Here is a 13,995-nt window from a genome sequence, read left to right as displayed (position 1 = left end):
GGCGCAGGTGGCCGGGGATGGACAGCTCTTCGTCGGCGGCGCTGAGCACACCGAGCCGGGCACGGCGCAGCTGACGGATGCGACGGGCGCGCAGTGCCTGCTCCTCACGCACCTGGGTACGCAGTGCGACGAGATACAGGACGGCGGCGGCGGCCGCGACACCGGCCGGCACCCAGGTCCACCCACCCACGACAAACGCCAGGATGCCGGTGAGCACCACCGCCATGGCCAGCCCGATGAGCGTGCGCTGACGGCGCTGGTAGCGGCCGGTGGAGGACGCGGCGTCGGCCACCGGATCCCAGCCACCGCGGGAGGCGCGGTGCTCGGCGAACTCGATCTCCTCCTCGGAGAGATCCTCGGCGTCGGCAGGTTCCGCGGAGTCCGCAGCTGCGGACTCTACGCCGGCCGCGTCCTCGTCTTCGTCCCCATCCTCGTCCTCAACGATGTCCACCACCGAGTCAATCGAGTCCGGATACATGAGATCCGACGGTGAGGTGTAGGTGTCGTCGTAGGCGTAGGTGGACTCCTCGTCCCAGTCGTCCCACTCATCCACCTCGGCGGTGACGGCGTCCGGGGACTCGGCGGCGTCGATACGCTCACCGGACTCGAGCTCATGGACCACACCACCGTCGACGACCTCGTCCGCGGCGGGATCCTGCGCGCGGGTGAACAGGCCGCGGAAGGGGCGGGAGGGGCGCGGAGAGTCGTCGATGAGGACCTCGTCGACGTCGACCAGCTCCAGATCGTCCTCCTCCACCGGGCGGGACGCCGGGCGGATGTCGGCGGCGCTCAGGCGCGGGCGCCGACGGGCGGGCAGGTCACCGGAGCCACCCTGGTGGATGACGCGGGTGTCGTCGAAGGCCTCGCCGGCCTTGCGGATCGGCTTCTGCCCACGCATGAGAAGCGGGGCGAGCACGAACAGCCACACCACGATGATCAGGACGATGATCAGGCTACTGGACACGATTCGTGCACCTTCCTGGGGAGGGGACAAGGATTCGTGTTCAGAGTATCGGTGCCCAATCGGGCCACCGCCCTGCCACGCCGGGGTGGATCAGCGCAATCGTCCGGCGGCGCGGAGACGCTCCACGCAGGAATCGCGGTGATCCTCATTGTTCTGCGCGACGAAATGGTGGTCGCGCCAGCGGCCGTCAATGTGCAGGTTGGATCGCAGGTACCCTTCCTCGCGGAAACCGTTGGCCGCCAGCACCTTGCCGGACGCCGGGTTATCGGGAAGGTAGGTGGCGGTGACGCGGTGGAGACCGAGGCGTCGGAAAGCATGGTCGGTGCCCAGGCCGCAGGCGGCGGTGGCCACTCCCCGACCCTGCACCGCGGAGAACACCCAGTAGCCGATCCAACAGTCCGAGACGCTGCCGTGCTGGATGGTGCCCAGGGTGACCTGCCCGGCGAAACGCCCCTCCAGCTCGATCACCAGGGGCACCACCTGCCCACGCCGCGCCGCGTCACGGATCCCGGAGAAGAAACCCCACCATGCCGACTGCGAGTGCGCAGCCCCCCAGCCGTCCCGGGCGGTGGGCTCGACGGGGCGGAGGTGGGCTTCGTCGAGAAGCCGCTGTTGACGCCAGTCGCGCCCATCGCGACTGGTCAGGGGGCGCAGGCGGAGCCGCCCGCCGTCACGCAGCCGCACCGTCGGGGTGGATTCCGGCCACCCCGGATGGACCATGTCGCGGGGCCCGCGACCGGGTTGGTGATAGGTACGGGCGGACCACCCGAAAGGATCGAACACGGATCCTCAGCTGCCCTGGGCGAGGAACATGACGTCGACGATATCGCCCGGACGGATCTCCGTGGCCTCCTCCGGCACCCGGATAAGTGCGTTGGCCTCCGCCAGGCCGGCCAGCAGATGGGCCGGGGCGCCGGTGGCTGCGCCGATGCCCTCGACCAGATAATCGGAGGTCTCGGCATCACGCATGAGACGGGCGCGGATATAACCCTGCCGCCCCTCACGGGAGGCGATGTGGTTGAGCGCCCGCGCCCGGACCACCCGGCGCGCGGTGTTGCGCTTGCCCAATGAGGCGCGGATGAGCGGGCGCACGAGAACCTCGAAGGTGACCAACCCCGACACCGGATTACTCGGCAACAGAAACACCGGGATGCGTTCCTTGCCCAGCAGACCGAAACCCTGCACGGACCCCGGATGCATGGCGACTCGGGCGGTGTCGATCTCCCCGAGTTCCTCCAGCACCTTCCGGAACATCTCCGAACCCTGGCCGCCGACGGCGCCGGAGATGACGATGACCTCACTGCGCTGGATCTGCCCCTCCACGATCTCCTTGAGACGCCGCGGCTCACCGACGGCGATGCCGACGCGGTGGACCTCCGCGCCCGCCTCGCGGCCGGCGGCGGCCAGCGCATAGGAGTTGACGTCGAAGATCTGCCCCAGCCCGGGCTCCCGGTCGATGTCGACGAGTTCCCGGCCGACGGAGATCACCGACAGACGCGGACGCGGATAGACCAGCACCTTGGAGCGACCCACCGCAGCCAGCAGGCCGATCTGCGCGGGGCCGAGAATGGAACCGGCGGTGACGGCGACGTCTCCGGGCTGGATGTCATCGCCGGTGCGGCGGACGAAGTCCCCGGAGCGCACGACGCGCTGAGCGGTGACGCGACGGCGACCGCGGTCGGTCCACTCGAGGGGGAGGACGGCGTCGGCAAGCGTCGGTAAAGGCGCACCGGTGTGCACGCGCACCGCCTGCTTGGGCTGCAGGCGCAGGGGTTGCTGGGAACCGGCCGCGACCTCGCCGACCACGGGCAGGGAGCGTTCCACCGGCTCGATCGGGGCGTCGGGGTCCGGCACCGGGGCCCCCAGGCCCTTTTCCCCGCCGACATCCACGGCGCGGACCGCGTATCCGTCGATCGCCGCCTGCGGGAAACCGGGCAGCGCACGGGTCGCCTGGACCTCCTCGGCGCACATGAGACCGAGGGCGTCGGCGATGGCGATGCGGACCGGTTCCGGGGTGACCGCGGCATCGGTGACCAGAGCGAGCTGGTGCTCAACGGAACGCACTGCAGACTCCTCGGGGATCAGTCCTGGTCGGCGGAAACGGCGGCAGCGGCCGCCTCGTGCTCGGCAAGGATCTCGGTGATGGCCCGCTTGAGCACGGGGCCGTACTGGGGGTGGGCGAGGCCGAAATCGACACAGGCGGGGATGTAGCCGGCCGGGTTGCCCAGGTCATGGCGCTTCCCCTCGTGCACGACGATGTGGACCGGGTGGCCTTCGCGGATCATGAGCTCGATGGCGTCGGTGAGCTGGATCTCCCCGCCCTTGCCCGGCTTGATGCGCTTGAGGGCGTCGAAGATGCCCCGGTCGAGGAGGTAGCGGCCGGTGGCCACGAACGTGGAGGGAGCGTCGTCGGCATCGGGCTTCTCCACCATTCCGACGACCCGCTTGACGGTCTTCGCCTCGAGTCCGGCATCGGCGGGAATCTCCTCGATGTCGAACACGCCGTAGTTGAACACATCCTCGCGCGGGACGTCGAAGGCGCACAGCACTGATCCCCCGAGCGCGGCGCGCACGGCGGCCATCTTCTCCAGGACACCCATGGGCAGCACGAGATCATCCGGCAGCATGATGGCGACGACATCCTCGTCCTCATCGAGCACGGCCTCCGCCAGCCCCACGGCGTGCCCCAACCCGAGCGGCTTCTCTTGCTCGACGGCGACGGGGGTCATCAGCTTGCCGGCGCGCTGGACTTTCTCCACCTGCTCGGTCTTGCCGCGCTCCGCCAGTGTTTCCACCAGGTTGGGGAACTGCTCGAAGTGCCGCAGCACCTCCTGCTTGTTCGGCGCCACGATCACGGCGAGGCGGGAGGCGCCGAGGGCATTGGCCTCCTCGGCGATCAGCTCAATGCCCGGGGTGTCGACCACCGGGAGAAGCTCCTTGGGAACCGTTTTGGTGGCGGGAAGAAAGCGGGTCCCCATGCCGGCGGCGGGAACAATCACGGTCTTCACGCCATGCGGGTGATCAGAGGTAGACAAGCTCATAACGCACCAGCCTACCCCGCACGGTTACGCTGAGGGTATGGACATCCGGGAGAAGAAACGGGAACTCAGGACGCGGATGAGTCAGGCGCGTCAGGACATGTCGCCCGAGCAGGCCAGCAGCGAGGACGCCGCGATCATCGCGCACACGGCCGCACTGCTGCGGTCGTTGACTCCCGTCGAGACGTCCGTGGCCGCCTACTCCCCGCTCCCCGGCGAGCCCGGCGGGCCGCTGCTTCTCGACGCCCTCCACGGCGAAGCCTCCTCACTCCTCCTGCCGGTCTCCCTGCCGGGGGGTCGCCTGGACTGGGCTCCCTATCAGGGGCGCCTGGCCCTGTCCCCGGGTGTGCTCGGCATCGCGGAACCCACCGGCGAGCGCCTGGGCCCGGACGCCATCACCCTCTGCCGACTCATCCTGGTTCCCGCCCTCGGGGTCTCTCCGGACGGCATCCGCCTGGGTAAGGGCGGCGGCTTCTACGACCGTTCCCTGGCCCGTTTCGCGGGGGCGGAGAACCCGCCGCGGACCGCCGTTCTGCTCTACAACGGCGAGATTCGTGATGACATCCCCGCCGAGGACCATGACATGCCCGTCGACATGGCGATCACCCCCGCCGGAGTTCGCCACTTCCGCTGACTTTTCGGCCCCGGGGAACCGCCGGGGCTCCGGGACAGTCCAATACTGTATGACTGTCATTACCCGATTCCTGTCCTTCATACGCACTCCCGGATGGCGCCGCGCCGTCCTGCTGCGGCGGGTTCTCGCCGTCCTGCTGTTGGGTGCGGCGTTGATACTGCTGCTTCGCGACGCCGGGCCCGGCACTCCGCGCGCCCTGGTGTTCACCCGCCCGGTGGTCGCGGGTTCCGCGGTGGAGCGTGACGACGTCGCGCTCGTCAGCGTCCCGCCGGCGCTCCTGCCCTCCACCGCGGTGCGCGATCCGCACGACATCGAGGGCCGGATCCTGGCCGTGGACGCCCCTGCCGGTGAGATCGTGAGCACCACCCGTTTCATCGGTACAGACCTAAACACATCCTTTGTGGGTGAAATCACGACCGTGGTGCCGGTGAGACTCTCCGAACCCGAAATCCTGCCCCTGCTACAACACGGAGATGAAGTCACGGTGCTGGCAGGCGGATCCGAACGGGCAGAACCAGACGTGATTTCCACAGGTGGACGGGTCATTCTCGTGGATACCCGGGACACTCCGGGCACTCTCCTCATCGGACTGCCGGAAGAGTCCGCTCACGCGGTGGCGGCAGCATCCCTCTCGTCGCCCCTCGCGGTTGTACTCACATCCCACTCCCCAAATCACGATTGATCGTCTAGAGTTTGTTCGTTCTTGAAAAACTCTCAGTTTCGATCGGAAGGACCACCATGCTTCAGGGCTTCAAGGAATTCATCATGCGCGGCAACGTCATTGACCTGGCTGTCGCCGTGGTCATCGGCGGCGCCTTCACCGCCATCGTCACCGCTTTCTCCGACAACCTGATCAACCCGTTGATCGCCGCCCTGGGTGGCGCAGACGTCTCCGGCCTCGGCTTCCACGTCATCTCCGGTAACGACGCCACCTTCCTGGACTTCGGCGCCGTCATCACCGCCGCGATCAACTTCCTGCTGATCGCCGCAGTCGTCTACTTCATCATCGTCGCCCCGATGAACAAGCTCAACGAGATCGCCGCCGCCAAGCGTGGCATCCCGCAGGACGAGGATGAGCCGCAGCCGACCGACGTCGAGCTCCTCACCGAGATCCGCGACCTGCTCAAGCGCTAGTCACGTCAGTAGTGGGGAGGGCGCTGTTCGCGCCAGAACTCCTCCGCGGAGAGTGACTCCTCGGCCTCCGGGTCGAGGATGACCTCCCTCTCCCCATCCGCCGCCCGGACATTCCCGAACAGGGAGTCCGGGCGGTCGGCGTTCCGGTCGATGTCGGCGGCGTCCGATTTCCGGACGACCCGCCGCCGGGACCTTCTGTTACTCAACGCTGTACTTCTGCAGCTGATCGATGACGTGGTGAACCAACGGCGTCAGGGTGGCCATACCGTCGCGGACCGCCGCGCGGGAGGCTGCCAGATTGACCACCACGGTGGAGCCGGACACCCCGGAAATGCCCCGGGAGGTGCAGGCGTCGACCGCACCACAGGCCAACCCGGAAGACCGCAGCGCCTGCGCGATGCCGGGTACCAGCTGATCCAGCACCGAGCGGGTGGCTTCCGGTGTCCGGTCACGGGGCCCCACGCCGGTCCCACCGACGGTGAGAACCAGATCCACGCCCCCGACGACAGCGGTCTCAATGGCCTGCCGGATCTGGGACTTCTTCGAGCGGACGGAGACCACTGCATCGACAGAGAATCCGGCTTCGACCAGTAGCTCGGTGACCAGCCGGTCGGTGTCCTCCCCCGAACCGAGGACATGGTCCGCGACGAGGACCACCAGCGCCCGACGACGAGCCGGCGGGGTACTTTCTCTTTCGGTCGCGATCAGAAAGGCCGCATCCGGCTCGACGACATCGAGTAGTGCGGACGTGCGCGGGGGCTCATCGACGGTGTGCACGATATTCTCCATTCTGGAAATTCTTACATAGCTCGTGTCTAATATCTGGTGATTCACTCTGAGGTCAGAGTAACCTCTACCTCTCGGCTCTGCCCCGTATCCGGCTGCAGAACTTCGAGAGTGACGGTCTGCCCGAATTCCTGGGACCGGATCGTGGCCACCAGGGCATCGGAGTTGTCGATGATGCGCTCATCGACGCGACGCACCACGTCCCCGGACTGTATGCCCGCCGTGTCGGCCGGGCTCCCCGGCTCCACGGAGGCGATGAGAGCACCGTGCACATCCGCCCGGCCGGCCACCTGCACCCCGAGCATCGGGTGCGTGGCCTGCCCGGCGGAGATGAGCTGGTCCGCGACGCGCTTGGCGAAGTTCGCGGGAATCGCGAATCCCAGCCCGATCGAGCCAGCCTCCCGTCCGGAACTCATGGAGGCGATGACCGAGTTCATCCCCACGAGGTTGCCCGACATGTCCACCAGCGGACCACCCGAGTTGCCCGGATTGATCGCGGCATCGGTCTGGATGGCGTCGATGAGCGAAGACTCGCCGCCGCCGTCCGAGGCCCGGACCGGGCGGTTGAGCGCGGAGACGATGCCGGAGGTGACGGTCGCACTCAGGCCGAGCGGGGAACCGATCGCGACGACCTCCTGGCCCACGCGCAGCGCATCGGAGTCACCGAACTGCATGACCGGGAGATCCGAGACGTCACGGATCTTCACCACCGCGATATCCGTCGGGGCGTCCGAGGCGACGTAATCCGCGGGCAGCGTGCGTCCGTTGTTGAGCGTGACCTCGATCTGACCGAAACCACCGTCCGCGCCGGAGACGACATGATGGTTGGTCAGCACATAACCGTCGGAGGAGATGATGGATCCCGATCCCTCGCCGGCACCCATACGGGTGGCCACCTGGAGGGAGACGACCGTCGGCAGGACATCGGTGGCCACTTCTTCCACGCCCCCGGGTGGCGCCTGAGCCGCCGGCGCGCTCGGCTCATTGAGCGAGGTGACGGCCTCCGCCCCCGAGCCGGTGTCCGAGTTCGCGGTGACGAGGCCGACGATGGAACCGGAGGCGACCGAAGCGACCAGCATGAGCGCCAGCGCGGTCCCGAGTCCCACGGTGCGCTTGCCCGACCCGGTGTCCGGCGTCGGGGGTCCCTCCGCGCTGTGGTCCGCCGGCTGCTGCTGGTAGGGCGAGCTCACCGGCTGGTAAGGCTCAGAAGGCTCAGAAGACGGTCTTTCGTGCATGCCGGACATTGTGCTCCTCTGCTCTGGGCCATTCCTGAAGCCATTCTGTACGTTAACTGGACGCGGTGACCTGCGGTCGCCCCGGCAGTTCCACGATCACCAGCGCTCCGCCATCGTCGGACTCGTCGATCCGGATGCTGCCGCGGTGCCGGATCACCGCCTGCCGCGCAATGGACAGCCCCAGTCCGGAGCCCGGCTGGGAGCGTGACTCCGCCGCCCGGTAGAAACGCTCGAACACCCGCTCCCGGTCCTCCAGGGACACTCCCGGGCCGGAATCGGCGACGGTGACCTGGATGCGGTCGTCGGCAAGCATCGTCATCCGGACACGCACCTGCCCCTCCGGGGGCGACCATTTGGCTGCGTTATCGAGCAGGTTGAGCATGGCCCGGCCGAGGGAGAACTGGTCGCCCGTCAGCTGCCAGGGGATGAGGTGCACGTCGAAATCCAGATCCTGGCGGCGACGCCGCACCCTCTCCAGGGAGGACACGATGACCTCGTCCAGATCGAACGCCTCGACGACGGTCTCCGCGGATTCCTCACGGGCCAGGTCCACCAGGTCACCGATGAGGGTGGACAGCTCCGTCATCTGCGCCATGACGTCCCGTTCCAGGTCGCGCCGGTCCGAGGCCGAGATGCGGTTCTCCGCACCCGGCTGGTTGAGCAGAACGAGCAGCTCGATGTTCGTGCGCATCGACGTCAACGGTGTCTTCAGTTCGTGCCCGGCATCGGCGACCAGCTGCGACTGGCGCGTGCGTGATTCCTGCAGGGCCGCGAGCATGGCGTTGAAGGACATCGTCAGGTGAGCGACCTCGTCGTTGCCCTGCACCGCGATGGGGCGCAGATCATCCGTGTGGGCGACATAATCGACGGCCCGCTGCAGTCGTTTGAGCGGCGTGAGGCCGGCTGCGGCCACCACCAGTCCGGCCGCGATCGCCAGGACGGTACCCAGTGCCGCGATCACCAGCAGCAACGATCCCAGAGACGTGATCAACTGGTGGGTATTGCCCATGTCCCTGGCCAGCACCACCGTGGCCCCGAGGGAATCCGTCTTCGACATGATCCGCTCCCTGCCCACGGTGCGAAACGAGGTACCCGAGGATTCACTCGAGCCGCGTAACTCGCCGCCCACGGGAATGGCATCGCCGCGGGAGAACGACCAGCCGGGAGGCGAGACCGCGATACGGGTCTCCGGGTGATAGGACTTGAACTGCAGGATCTCCTGGTCCAGATCGGTCAGGTAGAAGGGATCGAGTGTCTTCTCCAGCATCACGCCGGAGAGTTCCTCGAGTTCACTGTCCACCCCGGCCGTCAGTGTGAGCGACACCGTGAAATAGGTGATGAAGCTCATCAACCCCACGGCGAAAGCCACCACCGCGAAGGTCAGCAGCGACAACCGCCAGCGCAGGTTCGTCGGCACCCCCCGAATGTCACCGCGCTCGGTGCCGGCGGCAGATGAGCCACCCGACGCCCCCGAGTCCGGTTCCGGCTCCGCCGAAGGTATCGTCGCCGTCCGACGCAGGATCACGGGGCCGTCTCACGCAGGACATAACCGACACCACGGACGGTGTGGATCAGTCGGGACTCCCCTTCTGCTTCGGTCTTGCGCCGCAGGTAGCCGATGTAGACCTCCAGGGCATTGCCCGAGGTCGGGAAATCATAGCCCCACACATCCTCGAGAATGGTGGCCCGGGACAGCACCCGGCGCGGGTTTCGCATGAGCAGCTGCAGCAGCGAGAACTCCGTCCGGGTGAGGCTGATCTGCCGGTTTCCGCGGGAGACATCGCGGGTCTCGGTGTTCAGACACAGATCCTCGAACTCCAGGTCCTGCTGGCCACTCTGTTCCCCGGGGGTCTCGAGCGCTGCCCGCCGCAACAGGGAACGCACGCGTGCCAGCAGTTCCTCGAGGGCGAAGGGCTTCGGCAGATAGTCGTCGGCGCCCGCGTCGAGCCCGGCGACACGGTCGGAGACACCGTCGCGGGCCGTGAGGATGAGGATCGGCCGGTCGAAGCCGGAACTGCGGAGGGTGCGGCAGACCTCCAGCCCGTCCATGCGGGGCATCATCACATCCAGGATCACCAGATCCGGGCGGTTGACGTCGATGTGTTCCACCGCCTGCACCCCGTCCTCCGCCAGGGAGACGTTGTAGCCGTTGAAGATGAGGGAGCGGCGCAGGGACTCTCGGACGGCCTGTTCGTCGTCTACCACGAGGATGTTCATTACCCCATTATGTACCACGCCCGAAACAAAGACACCGACCCCCCTCCAGCAGTGTGGATCGGGGGGTCGGTGTCATCAGATCACCGTGGGGTGAGGCGGAACTAGAACTGCTCGACCTCGACCAGGCCCAGCTGTGCGGCCTTCACCAGACGGCGCGGGATGCGGACGGTCTGGCCGTCCACCTTGACCTCCTGGAGGGCGACGTTGTCGGCCTTCCACTGGGAGCGGCGCATGCGGGTGTTGGCGCGGGACATCTTTCGCTTCGGAACTGCCATGGTTCTTCTACCTCCTTAGGCCTTCTTCTTGCGGCGGGCCATGCCGCCGAAACGCTTCTCGAACTTCTCGACACGGCCGGCGGTGTCCATGACACGCTGCGCACCGGTCCAGAAGGGGTGGGACTCGCTGGTGACGTCAACGACGATCAGCGGGTACTCATTGCCGTCCTCCCACTCGACAGTGCGGTCGGAGGTGACGGTGGAACGGGTCAGGAACTTGAAGCCGGTGCCGGCGTCCTGGAAGACCACCGGGTGGTAGTCGGGGTGGATATCATTCTTCATGAAGTCTCGATTCCCTCAGGATAGAACATCAGGTCGGTTCCAGGGCATGTCGTACAGAGGCCCGGATCGTGCCTGAGTTGGGTTGGAGATTGACAACTCGGACCATCCTACTCCCCGGGTGCCGGATTCCTAAAATTCCGTGCTATGGGAGTCTCGCTGCACCCTGCCGCGGTGCCACAGGGTGAGGATCACCACCGCGACCAGGATCTGCGTGCACCCGAGCACCATCCACGCCTCCCGCCCCAGGGTCAGCGGATAGGCCGCGGACGCCACGGCGAGCCAGATGTGCAGGCCACCGTGGGTTCCCACCGCCCACCACACCGATCCCCGCCACAACACCACGGCACCACCGAGGACACCCATACCCAGCGGCATGACCAGATAGAAGAGGTGGTCCATCGGGTTCTGCTGCCCACCGGAGGAGGTGAGGTGGATGATCGTGAACGCCAGCGTGGTCCACACCAGTGTCAGCCAGGGGCGATTCCGGGTGAGCTGGAAGAACCACCCGCGGTAGATCAGCTCCTCCGGCAGCCCCTGCAGCAGCACCGCCCGCACGACGACGAACACCAGCAGCATGCCCGTGGACACCTGCGTCATGTCGTTGCCGTCGAGCATCGGCGGTTCCGCCTGCCCCTGGTCCAGGGCCGCCAGCACGATCCATCCGAGGATGATCGCCAGGCCGGCCAGGGCCAGCCCGCCGACAAACCCCGGCAGCATCGTCCGGTACCTGGTCAGCCCGGTGATGCTTATCGACGTCCGCTCCACCCACCGCATCCACGCCAGCACACCGCCCACGATGATGAGGGGGGTGATGAGGAAGATCAGTGCCGTGGACAGCAGCTGGGCATCACCGTCCGGCCATCGTCGCTGGGCCCAGTCGTGGAAGGGCACGCGCGCCATGTTCGCGGCGAACATGGCCACGGAGCCGACGACGATGCGGATGAGCACTCCCCACCACGTGACGGGAAGAAGCGGGCTGTCCTGGAGTTTCTGAGTGGTAGTCATGCCTGTAGACGCTATGGGCTGCAGTGACGTCCCAGAACCCCCTCCGGTCACGATTCCCACGGGCCGAAATCATGACCCGGGTCACGGGTGACCGCCGGTAGCGTGACAGGCATGGACCGACGGTTGCTCTCCTTCTTCTTCGGCGTGGCGCTACTGCTGTTTCTCGGCGCCGTGCTCGCGGAGCATCGCCCGGTGCCCCAGCAGGTCCTGGGCGGGGTGACCGGGCTTGTCCTGCTCGCGGCCTGGTGCCTGTGGTTGTGGCGCCCGGGTCCGGCCACGGCGATGAGCTTCGCGGTGGTGGGCTACTGTTCCTTCCTCATCGCCAACTCACCGACGAGCATCGGCCTGCAGTGGATGACCATCATCGTCCTGCTGCTGGCCCTGGGCGACCGGGCGGCACTGGTGTACGGGGCCGTGGTCATCGCCACCACCGGTGGCATCCACCTGGTCGTCGGCAGCGCCTGGCCGCACGTTCTGGGGGAGACCGCCAACGCCGTTCTCCTCGTCGCCGCCGGTCTGGCCGTCGCGGGGCTCATCCGCGGTAGGCAACGTGCCCTCGATGAGCTGCAGGAGGCGAACGAGCGGCTGCGGGCCAGCCTGCGGGATTCCCGCGAGCTGGCCCTGTCCCAGGAGCGCGAGCGCATCGCCGCCACCCTCCACGACGGCCTCGGCCACCGCCTGACCACCATCGGACTCAGCCTCGACTATTCGGAGCGGATGATCGACCGGGATCCGGAGCGGGCCCGGGCCGAGGTGCGACGAGCGCGGGAGGCCACCACCGAATCCCTCGACGTCATGCGTTCCACCGTGCGCGCCATGCGTCCGGTGGAACTCGTCGACGATGATCTCGGCGCCACGCTCGAGCACTTCGCCGCCTCCTTCGACACCACCGGCCTCCAGGTGAGTGTCGACACCGCACTCGAGACCGAACCGGATGAGCCGCGGGCGCAACTGATCCTGCGTGTCGTCCAGGAGGCGCTGACCAACGTCGTCCGGCATGCCGACGCCGACCGGGTCCGCATCACCCTCCGCGATCGGTCGGTGTCCGTGGCCGACAACGGCCGCGGCAACAACGCCGCCCCGGACTTCGGCCTGCGGGGCCTGCAGGAGGCGGCCGCCTCCCTGGGCGGCACCCTCACCATCGACCCCCACGGCGGCATCGACCACGGCGCCCTGCTCACCCTCACCCTCCCGGAGGAACCATGACCCTGCGCGTTCTGCTCATCGACGACCACGCCATGCTGCTGCGCGGCCTGAGCCTGCTGTTCGAGACCATCGACGGTATCGACATCGTCGCCACCACCACCGACGGCTCCCAGGCCCTGGCTCTGGCCCGGGAACACGGGGTGGACGTCATCATCACCGATGCCGCCATGCCCGGCACCGACGGCCTCGCCGTGGTCCGTGCCTGCGCCCCGCACGTGCCCACACTGGTGTTGACGACCTTCGACGACTCCGAGCTCGTCGCCGATCTCGTGGCGGCCGGCGCCTCCGGCTACCTCCTCAAAGACGTCGACCCCGATGCCTTGGCCGATGCGATCCGGGCGGCCGCCGAGGGGGGCATGATCCTGGACCCGCGGGTGGCGCGCTACGCGTGGGCGTCGACAAGCCGGGACGACGATGAGCTGGCGGTGCTCACGCGGACGGAACGGGTCGTCGCGAAGCTCGTGGCAACCGGACTCAACAATCAGCAGATCGCCGCGGAACTGGTCCTGGCGGAAGGAACCGTGAAAAACCATGTCTCGGCCCTGCTGCGGAAGCTGCAGGCCGGCGACCGCACCATGCTGGCGCTGCGGCTGGCGAAGGCGTTTGGCCTGTGAACTCGGGATTAGGTTTTCGCCGCCCCGGTCTGTAGAGTTGTCCCTTGCTGTTGTCGAAGTAAACGTCTACGCCCCGTCAGCTGGCTTAAAGACTGCGCCCCGACCCGTACTCAGTCACGAGGGTACGACATCATCGGTGCGGCGCGGTCCTTGCATGCTTTTCGACGTGGGCGGCTAGGAGAAAGAAAACCCATGTCGGCTATTTGCCAGGTCACGGGACGTAAGCCGCAGTTCGGCAAGACCGTCTCGCACTCGCACCGACGTCACTCGCGCCGTTGGAACCCCAACGTGCAGCGTCGTCGGTTCTTCCTGCCCTCCGAGGGCCGTACCATCACCCTGAACGTTTCCACCAAGGGTCTCAAGGTCATCGACCGCGACGGCATCGAGTCCGTTGTCGCCAAGATCCGTGCACGTGGGGAGAAGATCTAACTAATGGCACGTAATGACATTCGTCCGATCATCAAGCTGAAGTCCACGGCTGGCACCGGTTACACCTACGTCACCCGTAAGAACAAGCGCAACAACCCCGATCGCATCTCGCTGATGAAGTTCGATCCGATCGCCCGCAAGCACGTCGAATTCCGCGAGGAGCGATAATCTATGGC

19 protein-coding genes are annotated in these 13,995 nt (G+C 67.1%); 7 read left to right on the top strand and 12 right to left on the bottom strand.

Features of this window, described 5'->3' with window-relative positions:
* The 4 genes from glpR to Q4F73_RS08080 form a co-directional block, all read right to left on the bottom strand.
* Positions 1 to 964, bottom strand: a 964-nt coding sequence (gene glpR / locus Q4F73_RS08095) for a gephyrin-like molybdotransferase receptor GlpR (RefSeq protein WP_303358843.1), incomplete at its 3' end; no start/stop codon positions are given.
* A 90-nt stretch (positions 965 to 1,054) separates the two neighbouring features.
* Positions 1,055 to 1,747, bottom strand: coding sequence for a GNAT family N-acetyltransferase (locus Q4F73_RS08090; RefSeq protein WP_303358842.1), 693 nt, complete (start codon positions 1,745 to 1,747; stop codon positions 1,055 to 1,057).
* A gap of 6 nt (positions 1,748 to 1,753) precedes the next feature.
* The gene (gene glp / locus Q4F73_RS08085; protein WP_303358841.1) at positions 1,754 to 3,028 is read right to left on the bottom strand and encodes a gephyrin-like molybdotransferase Glp; all 1,275 of its coding nucleotides are present in this window, start codon (positions 3,026 to 3,028) and stop codon (positions 1,754 to 1,756) included.
* A gap of 17 nt (positions 3,029 to 3,045) precedes the next feature.
* Positions 3,046 to 4,005 carry a UTP--glucose-1-phosphate uridylyltransferase gene (locus Q4F73_RS08080; protein WP_303358840.1) on the bottom strand — a complete coding sequence of 320 codons (960 nt, stop codon included), beginning with the start codon at positions 4,003 to 4,005 and terminating at the stop codon, positions 3,046 to 3,048.
* 37 nt (positions 4,006 to 4,042) lie between these two features.
* Here Q4F73_RS08080 and Q4F73_RS08075 point away from each other — a divergent pair, with 37 nt between their 5' ends.
* Genes Q4F73_RS08075 through mscL form a run of 3 tightly spaced genes read left to right on the top strand, consistent with a single transcriptional unit; the run spans position 4,043 to position 5,770 of the window.
* Positions 4,043 to 4,636, top strand: coding sequence for a 5-formyltetrahydrofolate cyclo-ligase (locus tag Q4F73_RS08075; protein ID WP_303358839.1), 594 nt, complete (start codon positions 4,043 to 4,045; stop codon positions 4,634 to 4,636).
* Positions 4,637 to 4,685: 49 nt separating this feature from the next.
* Positions 4,686 to 5,318: an SAF domain-containing protein gene (locus tag Q4F73_RS08070; RefSeq protein ID WP_303358838.1), complete on the top strand. Its 633-nt coding sequence runs from the start codon at positions 4,686 to 4,688 to the stop codon at positions 5,316 to 5,318.
* Positions 5,319 to 5,374: 56 nt separating this feature from the next.
* Complete coding sequence (gene mscL, locus Q4F73_RS08065) at positions 5,375 to 5,770, top strand: large conductance mechanosensitive channel protein MscL (protein ID WP_303358837.1); 396 nt, start codon at positions 5,375 to 5,377, stop codon at positions 5,768 to 5,770.
* 5 nt (positions 5,771 to 5,775) lie between these two features.
* On the opposite strand, the gene Q4F73_RS08060 is transcribed toward mscL, so the two are convergent.
* From Q4F73_RS08060 to Q4F73_RS08025, 8 genes are all read right to left on the bottom strand, one after another.
* Positions 5,776 to 5,976, bottom strand: coding sequence for a hypothetical protein (locus tag Q4F73_RS08060; protein ID WP_303358836.1), 201 nt, complete (start codon positions 5,974 to 5,976; stop codon positions 5,776 to 5,778).
* A complete protein-coding gene (locus tag Q4F73_RS08055) occupies positions 5,969 to 6,559 on the bottom strand; it encodes a molybdenum cofactor biosynthesis protein B (protein WP_303358835.1) in 591 nt (196 codons plus the stop codon). The genes Q4F73_RS08060 and Q4F73_RS08055 overlap by 8 nt, the downstream gene beginning before the upstream one ends.
* A gap of 41 nt (positions 6,560 to 6,600) precedes the next feature.
* Complete coding sequence (locus Q4F73_RS08050; RefSeq protein ID WP_368660518.1) at positions 6,601 to 7,746, bottom strand: S1C family serine protease; 1,146 nt, start codon at positions 7,744 to 7,746, stop codon at positions 6,601 to 6,603.
* 97 nt (positions 7,747 to 7,843) lie between these two features.
* Complete coding sequence (locus tag Q4F73_RS08045) at positions 7,844 to 9,208, bottom strand: HAMP domain-containing sensor histidine kinase (protein WP_303358834.1); 1,365 nt, start codon at positions 9,206 to 9,208, stop codon at positions 7,844 to 7,846.
* 104 nt (positions 9,209 to 9,312) lie between these two features.
* Complete coding sequence (locus tag Q4F73_RS08040) at positions 9,313 to 10,008, bottom strand: response regulator transcription factor (RefSeq protein ID WP_303358833.1); 696 nt, start codon at positions 10,006 to 10,008, stop codon at positions 9,313 to 9,315.
* Between the two features lie 101 nt (positions 10,009 to 10,109).
* On the bottom strand, positions 10,110 to 10,283 hold the full coding sequence (rpmF, locus tag Q4F73_RS08035; RefSeq protein ID WP_085550106.1) for a 50S ribosomal protein L32: 174 nt from the start codon (positions 10,281 to 10,283) through the stop codon (positions 10,110 to 10,112).
* 15 nt (positions 10,284 to 10,298) lie between these two features.
* Positions 10,299 to 10,565, bottom strand: a complete 267-nt coding sequence (locus tag Q4F73_RS08030) for a type B 50S ribosomal protein L31 (RefSeq protein WP_303358832.1) — start codon at positions 10,563 to 10,565, stop codon at positions 10,299 to 10,301.
* A 129-nt stretch (positions 10,566 to 10,694) separates the two neighbouring features.
* A complete protein-coding gene (locus Q4F73_RS08025; RefSeq protein ID WP_303358831.1) occupies positions 10,695 to 11,570 on the bottom strand; it encodes a CPBP family intramembrane glutamic endopeptidase in 876 nt (291 codons plus the stop codon).
* Between the two features lie 111 nt (positions 11,571 to 11,681).
* On the opposite strand from Q4F73_RS08025, the gene Q4F73_RS08020 reads away from it, so the two are divergent.
* The 4 genes from Q4F73_RS08020 (at position 11,682) to rpmG (ending at position 13,987) form a co-directional block, all read left to right on the top strand.
* A complete protein-coding gene (locus tag Q4F73_RS08020; protein WP_303358830.1) occupies positions 11,682 to 12,776 on the top strand; it encodes a sensor histidine kinase in 1,095 nt (364 codons plus the stop codon).
* A complete protein-coding gene (locus tag Q4F73_RS08015; protein ID WP_303358829.1) occupies positions 12,773 to 13,390 on the top strand; it encodes a response regulator transcription factor in 618 nt (205 codons plus the stop codon). Before Q4F73_RS08020 ends, Q4F73_RS08015 begins: the two co-directional genes overlap by 4 nt.
* 192 nt (positions 13,391 to 13,582) lie before the next feature.
* Complete coding sequence (gene rpmB / locus Q4F73_RS08010; protein WP_040085299.1) at positions 13,583 to 13,819, top strand: 50S ribosomal protein L28; 237 nt, start codon at positions 13,583 to 13,585, stop codon at positions 13,817 to 13,819.
* A 3-nt stretch (positions 13,820 to 13,822) separates the two neighbouring features.
* Positions 13,823 to 13,987: a 50S ribosomal protein L33 gene (gene rpmG / locus Q4F73_RS08005; RefSeq protein WP_040085297.1), complete on the top strand. Its 165-nt coding sequence runs from the start codon at positions 13,823 to 13,825 to the stop codon at positions 13,985 to 13,987.
* The last annotated feature ends 8 nt before the right edge of the window (positions 13,988 to 13,995 follow it).

It is taken from the genome of Corynebacterium sp. (assembly GCF_030535495.1).
Classification (GTDB): Bacteria; Actinomycetota; Actinomycetes; order Mycobacteriales; family Mycobacteriaceae; genus Corynebacterium.
Note: the sequence above shows the minus strand (reverse complement) of the source record. Positions and strands in the feature narration are given on the sequence as shown.